Origin of the sequence: Allobosea sp. 2RAB26 (genome assembly GCF_052115465.1) — a bacterium.
Lineage (GTDB): Bacteria > Pseudomonadota > Alphaproteobacteria > Rhizobiales > Beijerinckiaceae > Allobosea.
Window position 1 is genome coordinate 39,194 of sequence record NZ_JBFRGS010000022.1, and the last position, 14,784, is coordinate 53,977.

The window sequence follows — 14,784 nt, forward strand, 5'->3', positions numbered from 1 at the left end:
GGTTACGCCATCCCTCGTTCAGCCGCGCGCGAGCGTGCTGTCGATGATCGCCAGATCGTTTGCGCCCGGGCGAATGGCGACGCTCGTAATGCCGAGGAACTTGCGCAACTCGCCAGCCGGGACGGTCAGGGGACCGGGCGAGGAGGCGGTCCCCGGCGCCGGCTGCGGAAAGGCCGTGGACCTTGCAGTGTGAAAGGTCACATTGCCTTCCACCTTCTGCATGATCTGGTGGATGTGGCCGTTGAGGATGGTGACGGACCCGAAGGGCTTGAGCAGCGCAAGCGCCTGCGTGCTGTCGGCGGTGCCCCAGCCCCAATCGGCATAGACCGTCCAGAGCGGGATATGCGCGAAGACCACGATGGGAGCCGAGGCGCTGCGGCCGCGCAAATCGTCGGCGAGCCATTTCAGCTGCTCCGGCCCGAGTTGACCGAGCCCGCCAGCCTTGAGGTTCACGACATTGACCAGGCCGATGAAATGCACGCCGCCTTCGTCGAAGGAATACCATCCGGCGCCCTGCTTGCCCTTGCCGTACCGCTCCGAATAGGCCTGCCCGTTACCCTCGTCGATCACGTCATGTTCGCCAGGCACGTAGTGAACGTCGAGCCTCGCGCCGCCGATGACACGCGCCGCATCATCGAATTGAGCGGCCGTGGAGAGATGCGTGATGTCGCCCGTATGGATCATGAAGGCGGGCTTGGCCGGGAGCGCCCCGATCTGGGCGATAGCCTCCGTGAGCGTGTCGAGAGCATGCGGGTTCGCAGCCTTGTCGAAGCCGACATGGCTGTCGGATATCTGCAGGAAGGTGAACCCCTTGGTGACCGCTTCTGCCGCCTCCGCCCTGCCGAGCAGGCCCAGCGAGACCGGCACCCCGCTCGCAACCGTCCAAAGCACGCCGGTTCCGGCCCAGATCATGCATTCGAGCGTCTCGCGGCGTGTGGTGGCAGGCCGCTCAGTATCGATCCGATGATGTGTCATGGTCGATCTCCCAAGAACGCAACCACGCTGCGTTCATTGAGAAGACAGGTCTTCAGCGCCGTTTATTCCCGAACATGCGAATTTTCGTCATCGGCGCTGCGCAGCAATGCGACGCTCGGTCCGCGGCATGAGCGTGCGGAGGATGGACCGCGCCCGCCCAGACAGCCGGATCGAAGCAGAAAGCGGGCCGCGCCTCCGGCAATCGCAGCGCCGACACAATGCGAATTCTCGCCCGCCGAACGGTTTCGCCGCGGACCAGACAAGCAATTTTGCATCGTGAAGGCTCGCATGTATGGATAAGATACGATTTCGGCTGCTCGATTCCTGTCTGCAAGCCTTGGCTCCTTCTCCAGCGCGAGCAGGCACGGTCAGCAGCTCTTGTATGTCTACCACCGGTCGAAATTACCGAATGTAATTTACTAAGGGACCACGACTATGGCTCTCAAGCTACTCAATGCAGATGCGATCCGCGACAGTGCGTTCTCACTGCAACCTTATCCGCATTTCCTTGGTGAGAACTTTCTCAGGCCTGAGGCCATCCCGGACATACGTCGGGATTACCCGGCCATTACGAAGCCTGGCTATCTGACCGTCGACGATATCGAGCTGGCGGGAAGCTTTAAACAGCTGATCGATGAAATGGAGAGCCCGGACCTCACCGAGGTGCTTTCGCAGCGCTTTGGAAAGGACCTCCACGCCTTTCCGCGCCTGACCACCGTCCGAAAGCTCTCGCAGGCCAAGGACGGCCGCATTCACACCGATGGCCCGAGCAAGGTCATGACCGTGCTGCTCTATCTGAATGACGATTGGTCACCGGATGCGGAAGGCCGGCTGCGCGTGCTCTATGACGGCACGAATTTCGAGCCCTTCGCCTGCGAGGTGCCTCCGACCATGGGTGCCGTTTTCGGCTTCCTGCGCTCCGACAATTCCTGGCACGGCCACAAGCCCTTCGCGGGCGAGCGGCGTGTCGTTCAGACGGCGTGGATCACCGACGCATCCGAACTCGAGCGCAAGAAGAGCAGAAACACGGTCGCGAAGTTCTTCAAGAGCATCTTCGGCCGGTAGATTCCAGGTCGATGGCCCGCTCGGCAGACCGGCGAAGGTTTCGCGCCGGCCTGCCGCGGGCCATTGCGCCGGCGGACCGAAACCCGGGACCAAGAGCCCCGCGCCCCTTGGCTCGACAGGGCGTTCGGCGCAAAAATCGCAACTAAATCACGGCGTCGATAGGCCATCAGGGATGACTTTGCGTCGCCGGCCCTGTGTCACCGCCGAGGCCCATACCTCCCGCGAAACGCAGTGTTGAGCAATCGCTCCGGCCCGCCTACGCTCTCCCCGTGACAGACCTTCCCCCCGCTTGGGCCCTTATTCAGCCGGCCTCCCTCAAGGCGCTCCTTGAACCTCCCGGCAGGGTCCCGCAGGCTGTCCGCCTCACGCCCGATAGCGTCTCCGTCGAGGCCGCCCTTCAGGCTCCCATGGTCATCGCCGCGAGGCTCCTGCTGGCGCTTGCCGTGGAGAAGGGCGGACTGGTCCTCACCCCTGCGGGAGCCCTGAAGCGGGCCGATGTCCGGCATGTCTTCGACCGGACGGAGTGGCCGGGATACGACAGGGCCACCACTCTGGCGACGAACAAGGTCATCAACGAGCACGATGCCTACGGGGTCCTGTTCACACGGATCGTGCTGCAGGCGGCCCGGCTCCTGCGGAAACGCTCGGGGGTCCTGAAGGCGAGCAATGCAGGCAAGTCCATGCTGGCGCCCGAGGCCGCCCCCGCGCTGCTCGCCGCGCTGTTCGAAGCGACATTCTGGAAAGTGAACCTCCAGGACTTCGACCGGAACCCCCTGGAGTTCTGGCCCCAGCACCACATGGGTGTGATCCTGTGGGGCCTGTCGGTGACGGCGCATGGCTGGTCCCATGCGAAGGACCTGATGCCGGCCTGTACGATCATGGAGACCATCGGGGACCCGATCGCTCCCGACTTTCCCGAGTTCGCCCTGACGACGCGGGTGCTCCGGCCGCTGTCATGGCTCGGACTACTCGAGAGCCGAAGATCGGAGAAGTGGCCCGATGGCGGGCTCGACGATGACGTCCGGAAGGGGCCGTTATTCGACCAACTCCTGCGATTTGAGGTGGAGCTGAAGGGTGGTGGCGAGCCGCGACACTGAAGCGGCAATTTCGCGAGCTGGGTGATTGGGCCGGTGTCCGCCACGAACGGGCTCCACAACCGCCGGAGACGAACTCCGCAGGCGCGCGTATTCTGCCATGCCCCCTCGGGTACTCCCGTGCCGCGGCAGACTGGCCCCCGCCCCTCCCGATAGGGAACAGGCTGCAAAGTCCGCTCCGCGCTACCCCTCCAGTCCGATCACTGGCCAGCGACACAGACTCCAAGCTTTAACACGGTGCCGGCCGGGCAGGTCTTCGCGCTGCTGGCATTCGGCTGTGCCTGTGGAGAGATGGCATTGAAGGATTCACAGCACGCGCCCCGCACGTAGTAGCCGCTTGGGCAGCCACCTGTGAGCTCAATGCGATCCTTGCCGTCGCGCGTGGGGCGGCAGGCACCGGCAGCGAGAGCCACTTGGGCGATCCCGAGAGCCGCGAGAAAGAACAACGTGGCGGCAATGATTCGAGCCATGCGCCGAGAATTCCGCATTGGAGGCTTGGGGTCCACCCGAGGCAACTGTCACTCCGAGGGTAGGGTTCGTGAGGACGCAGTGGTTTGCTACAGCCCATGCGAAGAGCGTCTTCAGGCCCGATAGGTCCCGTTCACCGTCGTCGAGAAGATGGACTTTCGGCGGAGCGGTTTTTCTTTGCTGATCAACCCCTGAGAAGGGGGAGTGGTGCCCAGAGCTGGAATCGAACCAGCGACACTGCGATTTTCAGTCGCATGCTCTACCAACTGAGCTATCTGGGCATCCGGCGAAGCGCCAGGCGCTTCGTGTTGGTGGGGGCGATATAGAGTGTGATTGGCGGGCTGTCCAGTCGCTTCAGCCGGCTTCCGATCAAGTCTCGTCTTCGCGTGTGGGTAACCCGGTTTCAGCCTCCTCCACCGGCTCGCCGGGAATGACATAGCTGCCCTTCAGCCAGTGGCCGAGATCGATGTCGCGGCAGCGTGACGAGCAGAAGGGCCTGAAGCGATGCACCGCCGGCTTGCCGCAGATCGGGCAGGGTCTTGGCGCCGGCGGGGGTGACGTATCCTGATTCTCAGCCATATTTGAGCGTGATGCCTCCATCGACCACGAGTTCGATGCCGGTGACATAGCGCGCTTCGTCACTGGCAAGGAAGAGCGCGGCATAGGCCACGTCCCAGGCCTCGCCCATATGACCCATCGGCACCTGCGCATCGCGTGCCTTCCACATCGCGGCGATGTCGCCTTCGCCATAGGCCTGCGCGAGGCCGGCGGAATGCTCGACCATCGGCGTCTTCATCAGGCCGGGCAGGATCGCGTTCACGCGAATCTTCTGCGCCGCGTATTGCACCGCGGTCGTGCGGGTCAGGTGATTCAGCGCCGCCTTTGTGGCGGAGTAACTGGCATAGGGCACGCCGGTGTGGCGAATCGAGGCGATCGAGGAAATGTTGATGATCGAGCCGCCCTCGCCCGTCTCCTCGAACTGGCGCTGCATCACCGGGATGACATGTTTCATCGCCAGGAAGGCGCTGGTGACATTGACCTTGAAGACCCGCTCCCAGGTCTCCTGCGGCAGATCGACGACGCTGCCGACCTCGGCGATGCCGACATTGTTGTCGAGGATGTCGATGCGGCCGTAGCGGCCGAGCGCCTGGCCGACGAGATCGGCGATTGAATCGGCCCGGGTTACGTCGGTCTGCACCGCGAAGGCCTGGGCGCCCTCGTTCTGGATGATCGCCGCCGTCTCCTCGGCGGCATCGCGGTTGAGATCGGCGCAGACCACCCTGGCGCCCTCACGCGCAAAGATCGTCGCGGTTGCCTTGCCATTGCCCCAGCCGGGCCCGATCGAGCCTGCGCCCGCGACGATTGCAACCTTGCCCCTCAACCGTTCCGTCATCGGCCCCATCCCTGGTTGCGCGCCTTGCGCTGCCGAAGAGGCAGCGGCGACAGGATCGGGATAACCGCAGGTCAGGGCAAGATGCGCTGACGCTCAGCCGACATTCATCCAGCCGAAGCGGATCGGGAAGCCTTCGCCGCCGAGCAGGTTCACCGTCTCGTAGAGAGGCAGGCCGACAACGCCGCTATAGGAGCCGACGAGCTTGACCACGAAGGAGCCGGCAATGCCCTGGATGGCATAGGCGCCGGCCTTGCCGCGCCATTCACCTGAGGCGAGGTACATCTCGAGATCTTCGGTCGAGAGCCGCTTGAAGCGCACGCGCGTCTCGACGATGCGGTCCCGGATCGCTCCGCCCGGCGTAACCAGGGCTACGCTGGTATAAACGCGATGGGCGCGCCCGGAGAGCATCCGCAGGCAGGCAGCCGCCTCATCGACGATCTCCGCCTTGGGCAAGACACGACGGCCGACTGCGACCACGGTATCGGCCGCCAGGATGTAGCAGCCTTCGAGATCGGGGCGGCTCTTCGCGCCCTCCCGCGCGGCCTGCGCCTTCTCGCGCGCCAGGCGGCGCGAGAGATCGCGCGGACGCTCGCCCTTCAGCGGTGTCTCGTCCAGATCGGACGGCAGCATGGCGTCGGGCTTCAGCCCGGCCTGCTCCAGCAAGGCCAGCCGGCGCGGAGAGGCCGAAGCCAGGACCAGCATAGGCCGCCAGCCGGGCTGCTTGGGAGTGGAGAAGAAACTCAAGGGCGTTCGTCTCTGAGGCTCGCAGGCGCCCATGGCGGACACCCTCCGACCAAGCCTCTAGATCATTTTCGCCGGTTGCGAAATCTCTCTGAACCGCCACGCGCCGAATGCAATCCTGGAGCGCAATACCCATTTCGTTATGTTCACTGCGCATAAAATACGCAGCCTCGCCCTTGCGTTTCAGCCTTTCACTTGACACATTCAAGCCTACGGCCCGCAGACGCGGCCTCTTTGCGAGGCCGGAGTCCTTTCCGACCTGTCCCGTGTTCCGGAGCCCTTCACCGAAATGACCACATCGACCCGACGTCCGCGTTCCGCTCTGGGAACGGGAGTGGAAGCGCAGGCGCTCGTGAGCAAGGTCATGACGATGCAGGCCGAGGCCGGGCTGACCATCGCGATGCGGATGCCGATCCTGCTCAAGGGCGCGCTCGGCGACCGGCGCGGCCAGCGCGAGGCGACGAAGGCCCTGACCGAGAAGGTTTCCGCGGTGATGGAAAGCGGCCTCGCCGCGAGCCAGGCCGTCAGCCTGTTCTGGTGGGATCTGGCCTTCAGCCCATTCAGCCAGCTCGATATGAGCGAGGCTGTCGCCAGGGCGACCAGCAACACGCTCGAGCCGTTCTCGAAACGGACCCGTGCCAATGCGGCGCGGCTGAGCAGCCGCCGCCGCTAGATTATCGCCGGCCCGACACTTTTCCGGCCGATGCTTCAGTGCGTTTGCATCGGCTATCCCGAAAACCGCAAATCCACTTTTCGAGCCGATGCTTTAGTCGGTATCCGACACGGACGCCTTGGCGAGCTCGGACGGAGCTTCCACCAGGCCGGCGTTGTATTCGCGCTCGAGCTTGCGATAGCGCGCAACGCTGATCGGGATCAGCGCGAGATAGGCCAGCACGATCAGCGACAGCATCTCGAAGGGGTAGGCAAAGAGCAGCCCCGCCACCACCACCACCGCGACGAAGAGCGGCAGCACCTTCTCACGCGGCACGCGGGTGCCGAGCGTCTTGCCGGCATAGCAGGGGATGCGCGAAATCGTCAGGAAGGCGATGAACAGGATATAGATCCCGACCAGCAGGGCGCCATATTCCTGCACCGGCACACCGATGAAATGCAGATAGAGCGGTAGCATCGCGGTGATCGCGCCCGCGGGCGCCGGCATGCCGACGAAGAAGTTCTTCTGCCAGTCGGGACGATTGGGATCGTCGATCATCACGTTGAAGCGCGCGAGCCGGAGCGCCATGGCGCAGGCCAGCGTCAGCACGATGATCCAGCCGAAGGAGCGCAGATCGTGCAGGACGAAAATCCAGAGCACGTAGCCCGTGGCGACGCCGAAATTGACGAAATCCGAGAGCGAATCGAGCTCGGCGCCGAAGCGCGACGTGCCCTTCAGCATGCGCGCCAGGCGGCCGTCGACGCCGTCGAGCGCCGCAGCGATCAGGATGAAGATCGTCGCCGATTCGAGCTTGCCCTCGACCACGAGCCGCATCGCGGTCAGGCCGAGGCAGAGCGCCAGCAATGTGATGACATTGGGCGCGATCAGCCGAAACGGGATCGCCTTGAAGCGCGTACGCTTCGATTCAGCCTGCTCGGGCTCGAAGGGGGGAAAGAGATCGCTCATGCCAGCCGGAATACGCGGTTTTAGGCGCGGAGGCTAGGAGCAGTCGGCGATCATCCCGGGCGCCGCATCACGGCGCTCCGGGATGTCGAAAGCGCTCAGATTCCGCGGAAGCTGCGCCGTGTTTCGCTGGCCGAGACATCGGCCAGCACGGTCTCGCCGGCGATCGCGGTCTGGCCTTCGCCCACCAGCGGGATCACGCTCGTCGGCAGATAGACGTCGACGCGCGAGCCGAAGCGAATCAGGCCGAAACGCTCGCCGGTCGCAATCGCGTCGCCCTCCTTGACGAAGGGCACGATGCGCCGCGCGATCAGGCCTGCAATCTGGACGACGCCGACCGTGCCGGCCGGGGTCTCGATCGCCAGCGCGTTGCGCTCATTGTCCTCGCTCGCCTTGTCGAGCTCGGCATTGAGGAAGAGGCCCGGCGTATAGGCCATCTTGATGATGCGGCCCGAGACCGGGGCGCGGTTCACATGGCAGTCGAAGACGTTCATGAAAATCGAGATGCGCGTCATCGGCTCGGCCGGCAGGTTCAACTCCGGCGGCGGCAGCGCCGAGGCGATCTGGCTGATGCGGCCATCGGCCGGCGAGATCACCAGCCCCTCGCGTTGCGGCGTGATCCGGATGGGATCGCGGAAGAAATAGCAGACCCAGATCGTGATGATCGCGCCGAGCCAGCCGAAGGGCGACCAGAGATTGGCGAGCACGATCGTCGCCACCAGCGCGATCGCGATGAAGACGTAGCCCTCCTTGTGGATGGGAACGATCACTTTGCGGACGGAATCGACGAGCGACATGGGCAATCCTGTTTGGTCTTGTCAGCGCGTCGGCAGAGTGACGCTCCCCTGCGGCCCGAATGGGGCGGCAGGCATTGCCGCGTGATTTACGGGGTTCGGCGCTCCGGGGGAAGAGGCCGCATGCCGCGCCCCTTGTGGCAGACGAAACTCCGCCTCTTTGCCGCCGCGTCTTCCAGACGGGGCAGCGGAACGGCTAGAAGCGCAGCCATGGCATTGGTGCGGAGTACGGGACATGGCGGAGGCGGGCGATATCGACACGGCTCTTCTGGCCAGACTTGGCTGTGACGATGTCAGCCTGCGGCTGAGCAGGAGCTATTCGCCGGAAACCTCGCCCTGGCGCGCCGCCGCCTATCGCTTCGACATCCTGGCCGAGGCTGAGCCCGCCGGCACGATCAGCCTGCGGCCAGGCGCGAGCTATCTCCTGACCCATCTCGCCGGGCAGATCGGCTTTTCCGTCGAGCCAGCCTATCGCGGGCGCGGCCTCGCCGGCAAAGCGGTGACGGCGCTGCTTCCCCTGGCCAAGGCGTGCGGCCTCAGCGAACTCTGGCTGACGACGACGCCCGACAACCTCGCCTCCCGCCGCACGCTGGAAAAGCTCGGCTGCAGCCTCGTCGAAGAGGTCACGATTCCGGAAAGCTACGAAAGCTATGCCCGCGGCGAGCGCCTGAAGCTGCGCTACCGGCTTGAGCTGGACTGAGCGCAGGCGTCAGTCGGCCGGGCACTGCCCGACAAGCTCGGCCAGCGCGCTCCGGCCGGATGCAAGGTCGAAATCGGCAGAAACCGCCGCGCTGCCCTGGGCCGGAACCAGCACTCCCATCTCGGCCGCACTGAGGATCAGCCTGAGCAGGGGCGCCGGTCGCGAGACCTGCACGGCCCGGTCCGCCCCGACCGCGCCCGCCAGTTCAACCGCCGGCTGGCCATCGGCTTGAACGAAGGATGCAGCCGCCCGCCCCGCCTTGCCGAACAGTCCGTCATTGTTCAGCGGCAGAAAGGCGATGGACAGGCTGGCCTCGATGCAGCGGATCGCGAGGCCGACTTGGGCCTCTTTATCGCTCAGCACCGCCGCGACATCCTTGCGCCCGCCCTGCCGGTCATTGGTAATGACCACCCAGTTCCCGACCTTCTTCGTGCCGGAGGCCTGCACAGGCATGGCCGACAGCGCCAGGACCAGGCTGGCGCCGAGCCGAAGCGCCGCCCGCAAGCGCTTCGCCGCCGTCATCGCGTGGCCCCTGAAGGGCGGCTGAGCGCACCGAGCGCCGCCGCCCAGGGCGCAGGGGCCGGTTGCATGACATCCGCCGGAAAATGCGGGAGCAGTTCGAAGGCGAGCGGCTGGCCTGCCCGGTCCTCCTGGATCACGAGGGTATCGAAGCGAAGCAGCTGAGCGGAGGCTCGCGGCAGGACAGCGCCAGCCGCAACGGGCTTGCCCGCAACCATCAGGACGAAGCAGCTATCGGCCGGATTCCAGCCCCGCTTCGCTGCCGGGCCTTCGGGAGCGCCGCCCTGCACGAGATAGCCGCCCTGCCAGCGTATCGCGAGCGCCTCATCGAGCCGAAGCGGTTGCCGATCGGGAGGAAGTGTCGATTCAAGCGGCGACGGCGACATCTTGAGCAGCGAGCACGTCTGGACGATGCCCGGCCGTCCCGGCTTGACGATCCAGAGCTCCCAGCCCTGCTCCGTCGCGGCAGCGGCCCGGTCCGCGGCCAGGATGGAGAGGAAGAGCGCCCCGGTCAGGCGCAGGCGCTTCAGCATGGTGTCACCGCGGCAGGCGAGGATCGGCCAGTTGCGTGGGAGCGAGCCATCGCCACGCAAGCCACGCAATCCTCAGGCGAGCGCCGTCGGGCTGCGGACGAAGCGGCGCGCGGCGAGATAGGTCAGCACCACGAAGATCAGCAGCACGAGCCCTTCGGCAATCGCGAAGGGCGGCTCTGACTGGGTCGGCGCCATGGCCTGGAGAAACGGCACCTTCATGAAAGCCTGCGCGACCGCGACGAAGATCAGCAGATAGAAGGCGAGCATCGCCGTGACCGCATAGATCCGCCGCCAGGCGCCATCGAGCCTGCGGGCGTAGAGGGCGTATCCGGCAAGGCCGACCAGAATGAGCGAGATCGCACCGACGATATGCGAGGGCAGGAGGCCGTTGAATGGAAAGCCGAAGCCCGTCGCGCTGGTGGCAAACGCGGTGGAGAGGAAAATTCCGGTCCAGCGCGGCCGCGTGTGCCCTTTCAGCATGGCCGCGGCGACGGGAAAACCCGCCACGATGGCGATCAGGCTGAGCCAGGTATGAAAGCCGGTGAAGGTCGTCGGATCGAACATGAGCAGCCCCCGCAATGCTCCGCCAGCTTCGTGCGAAACCGGCGGAGCATAGCATGCAGGAAGCAGGCCGCGTTTGGCGAGAGAATTCCGTCGCCCCGATTACTGCGTCAGGGTCACTCTCACACTCTCTTCTTCTTCCTCGGTCGCGCGCTTCAGCGTCGCCTTGGCCTCGTCGACCTGGCGCTGACGGTTCCAGAGCGCCGCATAGACGCCATCCGCCGCCAGCAACTCGCGGTGATGGCCGCGTTCGACGATCAGGCCCTTGTCCAGCACGATGATCTCGTCGGCATTGATCACGGTCGAGAGCCGATGGGCGATGACCAGCGTCGTGCGCCCCTCGCTGACCCGGTCGAGCGCGTCCTGGATCTCCTTCTCGGTGAAGGAATCGAGTGCCGATGTCGCCTCGTCCAGCACCAGGATCGGCGGCCCCTTGAGGATGGTGCGGGCAATGGCGACACGCTGCTTCTCGCCGCCGGAGAGCTTCAGGCCACGCTCGCCGACGGAGGTCTCGTAGCCTTCCGGCAGCGAACGGATGAAGCGGTCGATCTGGGCGAGCCGCGCCGCCTCCTCGACCTCGGCCTCGGTCGCATCCGGCCGGCCATAGCGGATATTGTACTCGATCGTGTCGTTGAACAGCACGGTGTCCTGGGGAACCATGCCGATCGCCGAGCGCAGGCTGACCTGCTGGATCGCGGCGATATCCTGCCCGTCGATCATGATCCTGCCCTTGGCCGGTTCGTAGAAGCGGAAGAGCAGGCGCGAAATCGTCGACTTGCCGGCGCCGGACGGGCCGACGATGGCGATCGTCCTGCCCGGCGGCACCGTGAAGGAAATACCCTTCAGGATCGGCCGCTCCGGGATATAGGCGAAATGCACGTCCTCGAAGCGGACCTCGCCTGCATCGACGCGAAGCGGTGGGGCGCCCGGATGGTCCTGGATCTCGGGATCGCGGCCGATCAGGGCGAACATCTCGCCTATGTCGAGGGTCGCCTGCTTGATCTCGCGATAGACCGTGCCCATGAAATTCAGCGGCTGGTAGAGCTGGATCAACATGGCGTTGATCAGCACGAAATCGCCGACCGTATGCGTGCCGGCCTGGAAGCCGCGCACCGCCATCACCATCGAGATCGTCAGGCCCGTCGCGAAGATCGCCGCCTGTCCGAAATTGAGCCAGGCGAGCGAGGTATAGGCCTTGATCGAGTTGCGCTCGTAGCGCGCCATCGAACGGTCGTAACGGGCTGTCTCGCGAGCCTCTGCTCCGAAATACTTCACCGTCTCATAGTTGAGCAGCGAGTCGATCGCCTTCGAATTGGCGTCGGTATCGGACTCGTTCATGGCGCCGCGAATGGCGATGCGCCATTCGGTGGCCTTGATCGTGTAGGCCATGTAGGTCGTCACCATCACCACCAGCACGACGACATAGAGCCAGTCGAACATCGTCAGCAGCACGGCGGTGATCAGGGCGACTTCGACCACGACCGGCACCAACTGGTTCAGGCCGAGGCGGACCATTTCTTCGATGCCGTTGCGGCCGCGCTCCAGCACGCGGGTCAGACCGCCGGTCTTGCGCTCGAGATGGAAGCGCAGCGAGAGATAATGCAGATGACCGAAGGTCTGCAGCGCCAGCGTGCGCACCGCATGCATGAACACGGGTGCGAACAACGCGTCGCGCATCTGGATGAAGGCCGAGGAGCCGACGCGCGCCAGCCCGTAGATCAGCGTCAGGGTCAGCGGTGCGCCGACCAGCCAGGGCAGCCAGCGCCCGAGACTGGTCGGCGTGTTCGCCAGGGCATCCGTCGCCCATTTGAAGGTGAAGGGCACGCCCATCAGCACCATGCGGCCAATGACCAGCAGGATGAAGGCCGCGACCACGCGCTTGCGCAAATCGGCGCGATCCGGTGGCCAGAGATAGGGCCAGAGCGCACGGAAGGTCGCGACGAAGCCGGAGCCGGGTTGCAGGACGGCCGAGTGGGCGAAGTTCGACGCTGGAGGCGGCGCGGCAGGCGGGGACATTTTTCAAACAGTTCCAAGTTGAACCGCCCATATATCCGCGATCGCGGGCGAATGCATGAGCCTTGCTGCAAGCCGGGGATTGCGGAACACGCGCGCCGGCTTGGCCTTGTTCTCGTCGAAGGACCGGTGTGAGATGGCGTCGGAGCGGTCAACGCTCGGATCGGGGAAAGAAACAGCCATGAGAGCTCAACGGGTTATCCTTGCCGGCCTGATCGGCGCCAGCGTCTCACTCTGCCTCGCGACGCTTCCCGCCCTGGCGCAATCAGCGCGGCCGCCGGCACAGATCAAGGTAACCAATGCCCGCAGCGTGCCATTGAACACGCTCGAAATCACCACCTCGGGTGAACAGCCCCGCCTCGTCGCCAAACTCGCCAAGCCGCTCGCTCCCGGAAAGAGCGCCGTGCTGAAACTCAACAAGCCGGCGGGCTGCAGCTATTTCGTGCTCGGTCGCTTCAGCGACGAGGTCGAAAACGACAATGACGGCGTCGATCTCTGCAGGGAAAAGACGATCCGCCTGACGGATTGAGCCGCCAGGGCCATCATGGCCGGGCCGCGTCCCGGCCATTCCCGACCGCGGCGGCACCGCCGAACGCTCATCCGCAGAATGATTGCCAGGTGGGCGCTGCGCCTCACCCGGGAATCGCGGCGGATCAAAAGCCCTCGTCGCTTACGCCGTCGCGCCGGCCCGCATCAGCTTGTAGGTGATCGAGTCGACCAGCGCCTGGAACGAGGCGTCGATGATGTTGGCGCTGACACCGACCGTGGTCCAGCGTTCGCCGGTCTCGTCAGCGGATTCGATCAGGACGCGCGTCACCGCATCGGTGCCGCCCTGGAAGATGCGGACCTTGTAGTCGACGAGCCGCAAGCCGCCGATCAGCGACTGATAGCGGCCGAGATCCTTGCGCAAGGCGACGTCGAGCGCATTGACCGGACCGGCAGAGCCCTCGGCAGCCGAGATCAGCAGCTCGTCGCCGACCTGCACCTTCACGATCGCCTCGGAGAAGGTGACGAGCTCGCCATTGGCGTTGTAGCGGCGCTCCACATTCACCTTGAAGCGCTCGACCGTGAAATAATCCGGCACCTCGCGCAGGATCCGCTTGGCGAGCAGGAAGAAGGAGGCGTCGGCCCCCTCGAAGGCGTAGCCTTGCGCCTCCTTGTCCTTGAGCTCGTCGAGCAGGCGCCCGAGCCGCGGATCGTCGCGCCCAAGCGTCACGCCGATGCGCTCCAGCTCGGCAACGAGGTTGGACTTGCCGCCCTGGTCGGAGATCAGGACCTTGCGGATATTGCCGGTCGCTTCCGGCGCGACATGCTCATAGGTGCGCGGGTCCTTCAGCACCGCTGAGGCATGGATGCCGGCCTTGGTCGCGAAGGCAGACGAACCGACGAAGGGCGCGTGCCGGTTCGGGGCGCGGTTCAGCATCTCGTCGAGGGCCCGCGAAACATGGGTCAGCTCGCCGAGCTGCTGCTCGTCGACATTGATGCTGAAGCGCTCGCGATACCTGTCCTTCAGTTTCAGCGCGCCGATCAGCGTCACCAGATTGGCGTTGCCGCAGCGCTCGCCGAGCCCGTTCAACGTGCCCTGGATCTGGCGGACGCCGGCCTCGACCGCCGCCAGCGAATTGGCAACGGCGCAGCCGCAATCGTCATGGGCATGGATGCCGAGATGATCGCCCGGCACGACCTTGGCGACCTCGGCAACGATGGCGCCGACCTCGTCCGGCAAGGTGCCGCCATTCGTATCGCAAAGCACGACCCAGCGTGCGCCCGCCTCATAGGCTGCCCGCGCGCAGGCCAGCGCATAATCGGGATTGGCCTTGTAGCCGTCGAAGAAATGCTCGCAGTCGAGCATCACCTCGCGTCCGGCCGCCTTCGCGGCCTTCACGCTGTCGGTGATCCCCTCGAGATTGTCCTCGAGCGAGATCTCGAGCGCGACATGGACATGGTAGTCCCAGCTCTTGGCGACGAAGACGATGGCGTCCGCCTTCGCCTCGAGCAGGGCCGCGATGCCCGGGTCGTTGGCGGCCGAGCGCCCTGCCCGCTTGGTCATGCCGAAGGCAGCGAACTTGGCCTTCGAAGTCGGCTTCTCCGCGAAGAAGGCGGTATCGAGCGGGTTCGCCCCGGGATAGCCGCCCTCGACATAGTCGATGCCGAGCTTGTCCAGCATGGCCGCGACCGCGCGCTTGTCGTCGAGCGAGAAGTCGACTCCGGTGGTCTGGGCGCCGTCGCGCAGCGTCGTATCGAAAAGATGGACGCGGGCGCTCATCGCCCGGCCCTCATCCGATAGCGCAGCACACGCGGCATCACCATGGC

The 14,784-nt window shown here is 65.2% G+C and carries 18 protein-coding genes and 1 tRNA gene; 5 read left to right on the plus strand and 14 right to left on the minus strand.

Annotated elements, in window-relative coordinates; all coding sequences use genetic code 11:
* Window positions 1-18: 18 nt before the first annotated feature.
* Window positions 19-975, minus strand: coding sequence for a metallophosphoesterase family protein (locus AB4118_RS29245; protein ID WP_441493059.1), 957 nt, complete (start codon window positions 973-975; stop codon window positions 19-21).
* A 435-nt stretch (window positions 976-1,410) separates the two neighbouring features.
* Between AB4118_RS29245 and AB4118_RS29250 the strand changes: the two genes are divergently transcribed.
* Window positions 1,411-2,040 carry a 2OG-Fe(II) oxygenase gene (locus AB4118_RS29250; protein WP_441493060.1) on the plus strand — a complete coding sequence of 210 codons (630 nt, stop codon included), beginning with the start codon at window positions 1,411-1,413 and terminating at the stop codon, window positions 2,038-2,040.
* A gap of 407 nt (window positions 2,041-2,447) precedes the next feature.
* Entirely contained in the window at window positions 2,448-3,137 is a 690-nt protein-coding gene (locus AB4118_RS29255; protein ID WP_441493061.1) for a hypothetical protein, read from the plus strand.
* A gap of 197 nt (window positions 3,138-3,334) precedes the next feature.
* Here AB4118_RS29255 and AB4118_RS29260 read toward each other — a convergent pair whose 3' ends face one another.
* The 5 genes from AB4118_RS29260 to AB4118_RS29280 all read right to left on the minus strand — a co-directional run bounded on the left by AB4118_RS29260 (window position 3,335) and on the right by AB4118_RS29280 (window position 5,697).
* A complete protein-coding gene (locus AB4118_RS29260) occupies window positions 3,335-3,604 on the minus strand; it encodes a hypothetical protein (protein ID WP_441493062.1) in 270 nt (89 codons plus the stop codon).
* Between the two features lie 203 nt (window positions 3,605-3,807).
* Window positions 3,808-3,883 (minus strand) — tRNA-Phe (locus AB4118_RS29265).
* Between the two features lie 88 nt (window positions 3,884-3,971).
* Entirely contained in the window at window positions 3,972-4,181 is a 210-nt protein-coding gene (gene yacG, locus AB4118_RS29270) for a DNA gyrase inhibitor YacG (RefSeq protein ID WP_441480815.1), read from the minus strand.
* Window positions 4,174-4,995: an SDR family NAD(P)-dependent oxidoreductase gene (locus tag AB4118_RS29275; protein ID WP_441493063.1), complete on the minus strand. Its 822-nt coding sequence runs from the start codon at window positions 4,993-4,995 to the stop codon at window positions 4,174-4,176. The genes yacG and AB4118_RS29275 overlap by 8 nt, the downstream gene beginning before the upstream one ends.
* Before the next feature lie 93 nt (window positions 4,996-5,088).
* Window positions 5,089-5,697: a Maf-like protein gene (locus AB4118_RS29280; RefSeq protein ID WP_441493099.1), complete on the minus strand. Its 609-nt coding sequence runs from the start codon at window positions 5,695-5,697 to the stop codon at window positions 5,089-5,091.
* 328 nt (window positions 5,698-6,025) lie between these two features.
* Between AB4118_RS29280 and AB4118_RS29285 the strand changes: the two genes are divergently transcribed.
* Window positions 6,026-6,409, plus strand: a complete 384-nt coding sequence (locus AB4118_RS29285) for a hypothetical protein (protein WP_141739951.1) — start codon at window positions 6,026-6,028, stop codon at window positions 6,407-6,409.
* A 93-nt stretch (window positions 6,410-6,502) separates the two neighbouring features.
* Here the strand turns inward: AB4118_RS29285 and AB4118_RS29290 are convergent, their stop codons facing one another.
* Complete coding sequence (locus AB4118_RS29290; protein ID WP_441493064.1) at window positions 6,503-7,354, minus strand: CDP-alcohol phosphatidyltransferase family protein; 852 nt, start codon at window positions 7,352-7,354, stop codon at window positions 6,503-6,505.
* A 95-nt stretch (window positions 7,355-7,449) separates the two neighbouring features.
* Entirely contained in the window at window positions 7,450-8,148 is a 699-nt protein-coding gene (locus tag AB4118_RS29295; RefSeq protein WP_069877150.1) for a phosphatidylserine decarboxylase, read from the minus strand.
* A 232-nt stretch (window positions 8,149-8,380) separates the two neighbouring features.
* On the opposite strand from AB4118_RS29295, the gene AB4118_RS29300 reads away from it, so the two are divergent.
* The gene (locus tag AB4118_RS29300; RefSeq protein ID WP_441493065.1) at window positions 8,381-8,845 is read left to right on the plus strand and encodes a GNAT family N-acetyltransferase; all 465 of its coding nucleotides are present in this window, start codon (window positions 8,381-8,383) and stop codon (window positions 8,843-8,845) included.
* Window positions 8,846-8,854: 9 nt separating this feature from the next.
* Here AB4118_RS29300 and AB4118_RS29305 read toward each other — a convergent pair whose 3' ends face one another.
* The 5 genes from AB4118_RS29305 to AB4118_RS29325 form a co-directional block, all read right to left on the minus strand.
* Entirely contained in the window at window positions 8,855-9,367 is a 513-nt protein-coding gene (locus AB4118_RS29305; RefSeq protein WP_441493066.1) for a hypothetical protein, read from the minus strand.
* A complete protein-coding gene (locus AB4118_RS29310; RefSeq protein ID WP_441493067.1) occupies window positions 9,364-9,957 on the minus strand; it encodes a hypothetical protein in 594 nt (197 codons plus the stop codon). Before AB4118_RS29310 ends, AB4118_RS29305 begins: the two co-directional genes overlap by 4 nt.
* Window positions 9,958-9,969: 12 nt before the next feature.
* Window positions 9,970-10,461: a hypothetical protein gene (locus AB4118_RS29315; RefSeq protein WP_441493068.1), complete on the minus strand. Its 492-nt coding sequence runs from the start codon at window positions 10,459-10,461 to the stop codon at window positions 9,970-9,972.
* A 99-nt stretch (window positions 10,462-10,560) separates the two neighbouring features.
* The gene (locus AB4118_RS29320) at window positions 10,561-12,474 is read right to left on the minus strand and encodes an ABCB family ABC transporter ATP-binding protein/permease (protein WP_441493069.1); all 1,914 of its coding nucleotides are present in this window, start codon (window positions 12,472-12,474) and stop codon (window positions 10,561-10,563) included.
* 3 nt (window positions 12,475-12,477) lie between these two features.
* Window positions 12,478-12,654, minus strand: coding sequence for a hypothetical protein (locus tag AB4118_RS29325; protein WP_441493070.1), 177 nt, complete (start codon window positions 12,652-12,654; stop codon window positions 12,478-12,480).
* Here AB4118_RS29325 and AB4118_RS29330 point away from each other — a divergent pair.
* Window positions 12,653-13,000, plus strand: coding sequence for a hypothetical protein (locus tag AB4118_RS29330; RefSeq protein WP_441493071.1), 348 nt, complete (start codon window positions 12,653-12,655; stop codon window positions 12,998-13,000). The genes AB4118_RS29325 and AB4118_RS29330 overlap by 2 nt on opposite strands.
* Window positions 13,001-13,141: 141 nt before the next feature.
* On the opposite strand, the gene cimA is transcribed toward AB4118_RS29330, so the two are convergent.
* A complete protein-coding gene (gene cimA / locus AB4118_RS29335) occupies window positions 13,142-14,737 on the minus strand; it encodes a citramalate synthase (protein WP_441493072.1) in 1,596 nt (531 codons plus the stop codon).
* Window positions 14,738-14,784: the final 47 nt, after the last annotated feature.

Excerpts from the sequence above, each read along its gene's own strand:
- AB4118_RS29245 (WP_441493059.1), bottom strand. The coding sequence starts at position 975 with ATGACACATCATCGGATCGATACTGAGCGGCCTGCCACCACACGCCGC.
- AB4118_RS29250 (WP_441493060.1), top strand. The coding sequence starts at position 1,411 with ATGGCTCTCAAGCTACTCAATGCAGATGCGATCCGCGACAGTGCGTTC.
- AB4118_RS29255 (WP_441493061.1), top strand. The coding sequence starts at position 2,448 with ATGGTCATCGCCGCGAGGCTCCTGCTGGCGCTTGCCGTGGAGAAGGGC.
- AB4118_RS29260 (WP_441493062.1), bottom strand. The coding sequence starts at position 3,604 with ATGGCTCGAATCATTGCCGCCACGTTGTTCTTTCTCGCGGCTCTCGGG.
- yacG (WP_441480815.1), bottom strand. The coding sequence starts at position 4,181 with ATGGCTGAGAATCAGGATACGTCACCCCCGCCGGCGCCAAGACCCTGC.
- AB4118_RS29275 (WP_441493063.1), bottom strand. The coding sequence starts at position 4,995 with ATGACGGAACGGTTGAGGGGCAAGGTTGCAATCGTCGCGGGCGCAGGC.
- AB4118_RS29280 (WP_441493099.1), bottom strand. The coding sequence starts at position 5,697 with ATGCTGGTCCTGGCTTCGGCCTCTCCGCGCCGGCTGGCCTTGCTGGAG.
- AB4118_RS29285 (WP_141739951.1), top strand. The coding sequence starts at position 6,026 with ATGACCACATCGACCCGACGTCCGCGTTCCGCTCTGGGAACGGGAGTG.
- AB4118_RS29290 (WP_441493064.1), bottom strand. The coding sequence starts at position 7,354 with ATGAGCGATCTCTTTCCCCCCTTCGAGCCCGAGCAGGCTGAATCGAAG.
- AB4118_RS29295 (WP_069877150.1), bottom strand. The coding sequence starts at position 8,148 with ATGTCGCTCGTCGATTCCGTCCGCAAAGTGATCGTTCCCATCCACAAG.
- AB4118_RS29300 (WP_441493065.1), top strand. The coding sequence starts at position 8,381 with ATGGCGGAGGCGGGCGATATCGACACGGCTCTTCTGGCCAGACTTGGC.
- AB4118_RS29305 (WP_441493066.1), bottom strand. The coding sequence starts at position 9,367 with ATGACGGCGGCGAAGCGCTTGCGGGCGGCGCTTCGGCTCGGCGCCAGC.
- AB4118_RS29315 (WP_441493068.1), bottom strand. The coding sequence starts at position 10,461 with ATGTTCGATCCGACGACCTTCACCGGCTTTCATACCTGGCTCAGCCTG.
- AB4118_RS29320 (WP_441493069.1), bottom strand. The coding sequence starts at position 12,474 with ATGTCCCCGCCTGCCGCGCCGCCTCCAGCGTCGAACTTCGCCCACTCG.
- AB4118_RS29330 (WP_441493071.1), top strand. The coding sequence starts at position 12,653 with ATGAGAGCTCAACGGGTTATCCTTGCCGGCCTGATCGGCGCCAGCGTC.
- AB4118_RS29325 (WP_441493070.1), bottom strand. The coding sequence starts at position 12,654 with ATGGCTGTTTCTTTCCCCGATCCGAGCGTTGACCGCTCCGACGCCATC.
- cimA (WP_441493072.1), bottom strand. The coding sequence starts at position 14,737 with ATGAGCGCCCGCGTCCATCTTTTCGATACGACGCTGCGCGACGGCGCC.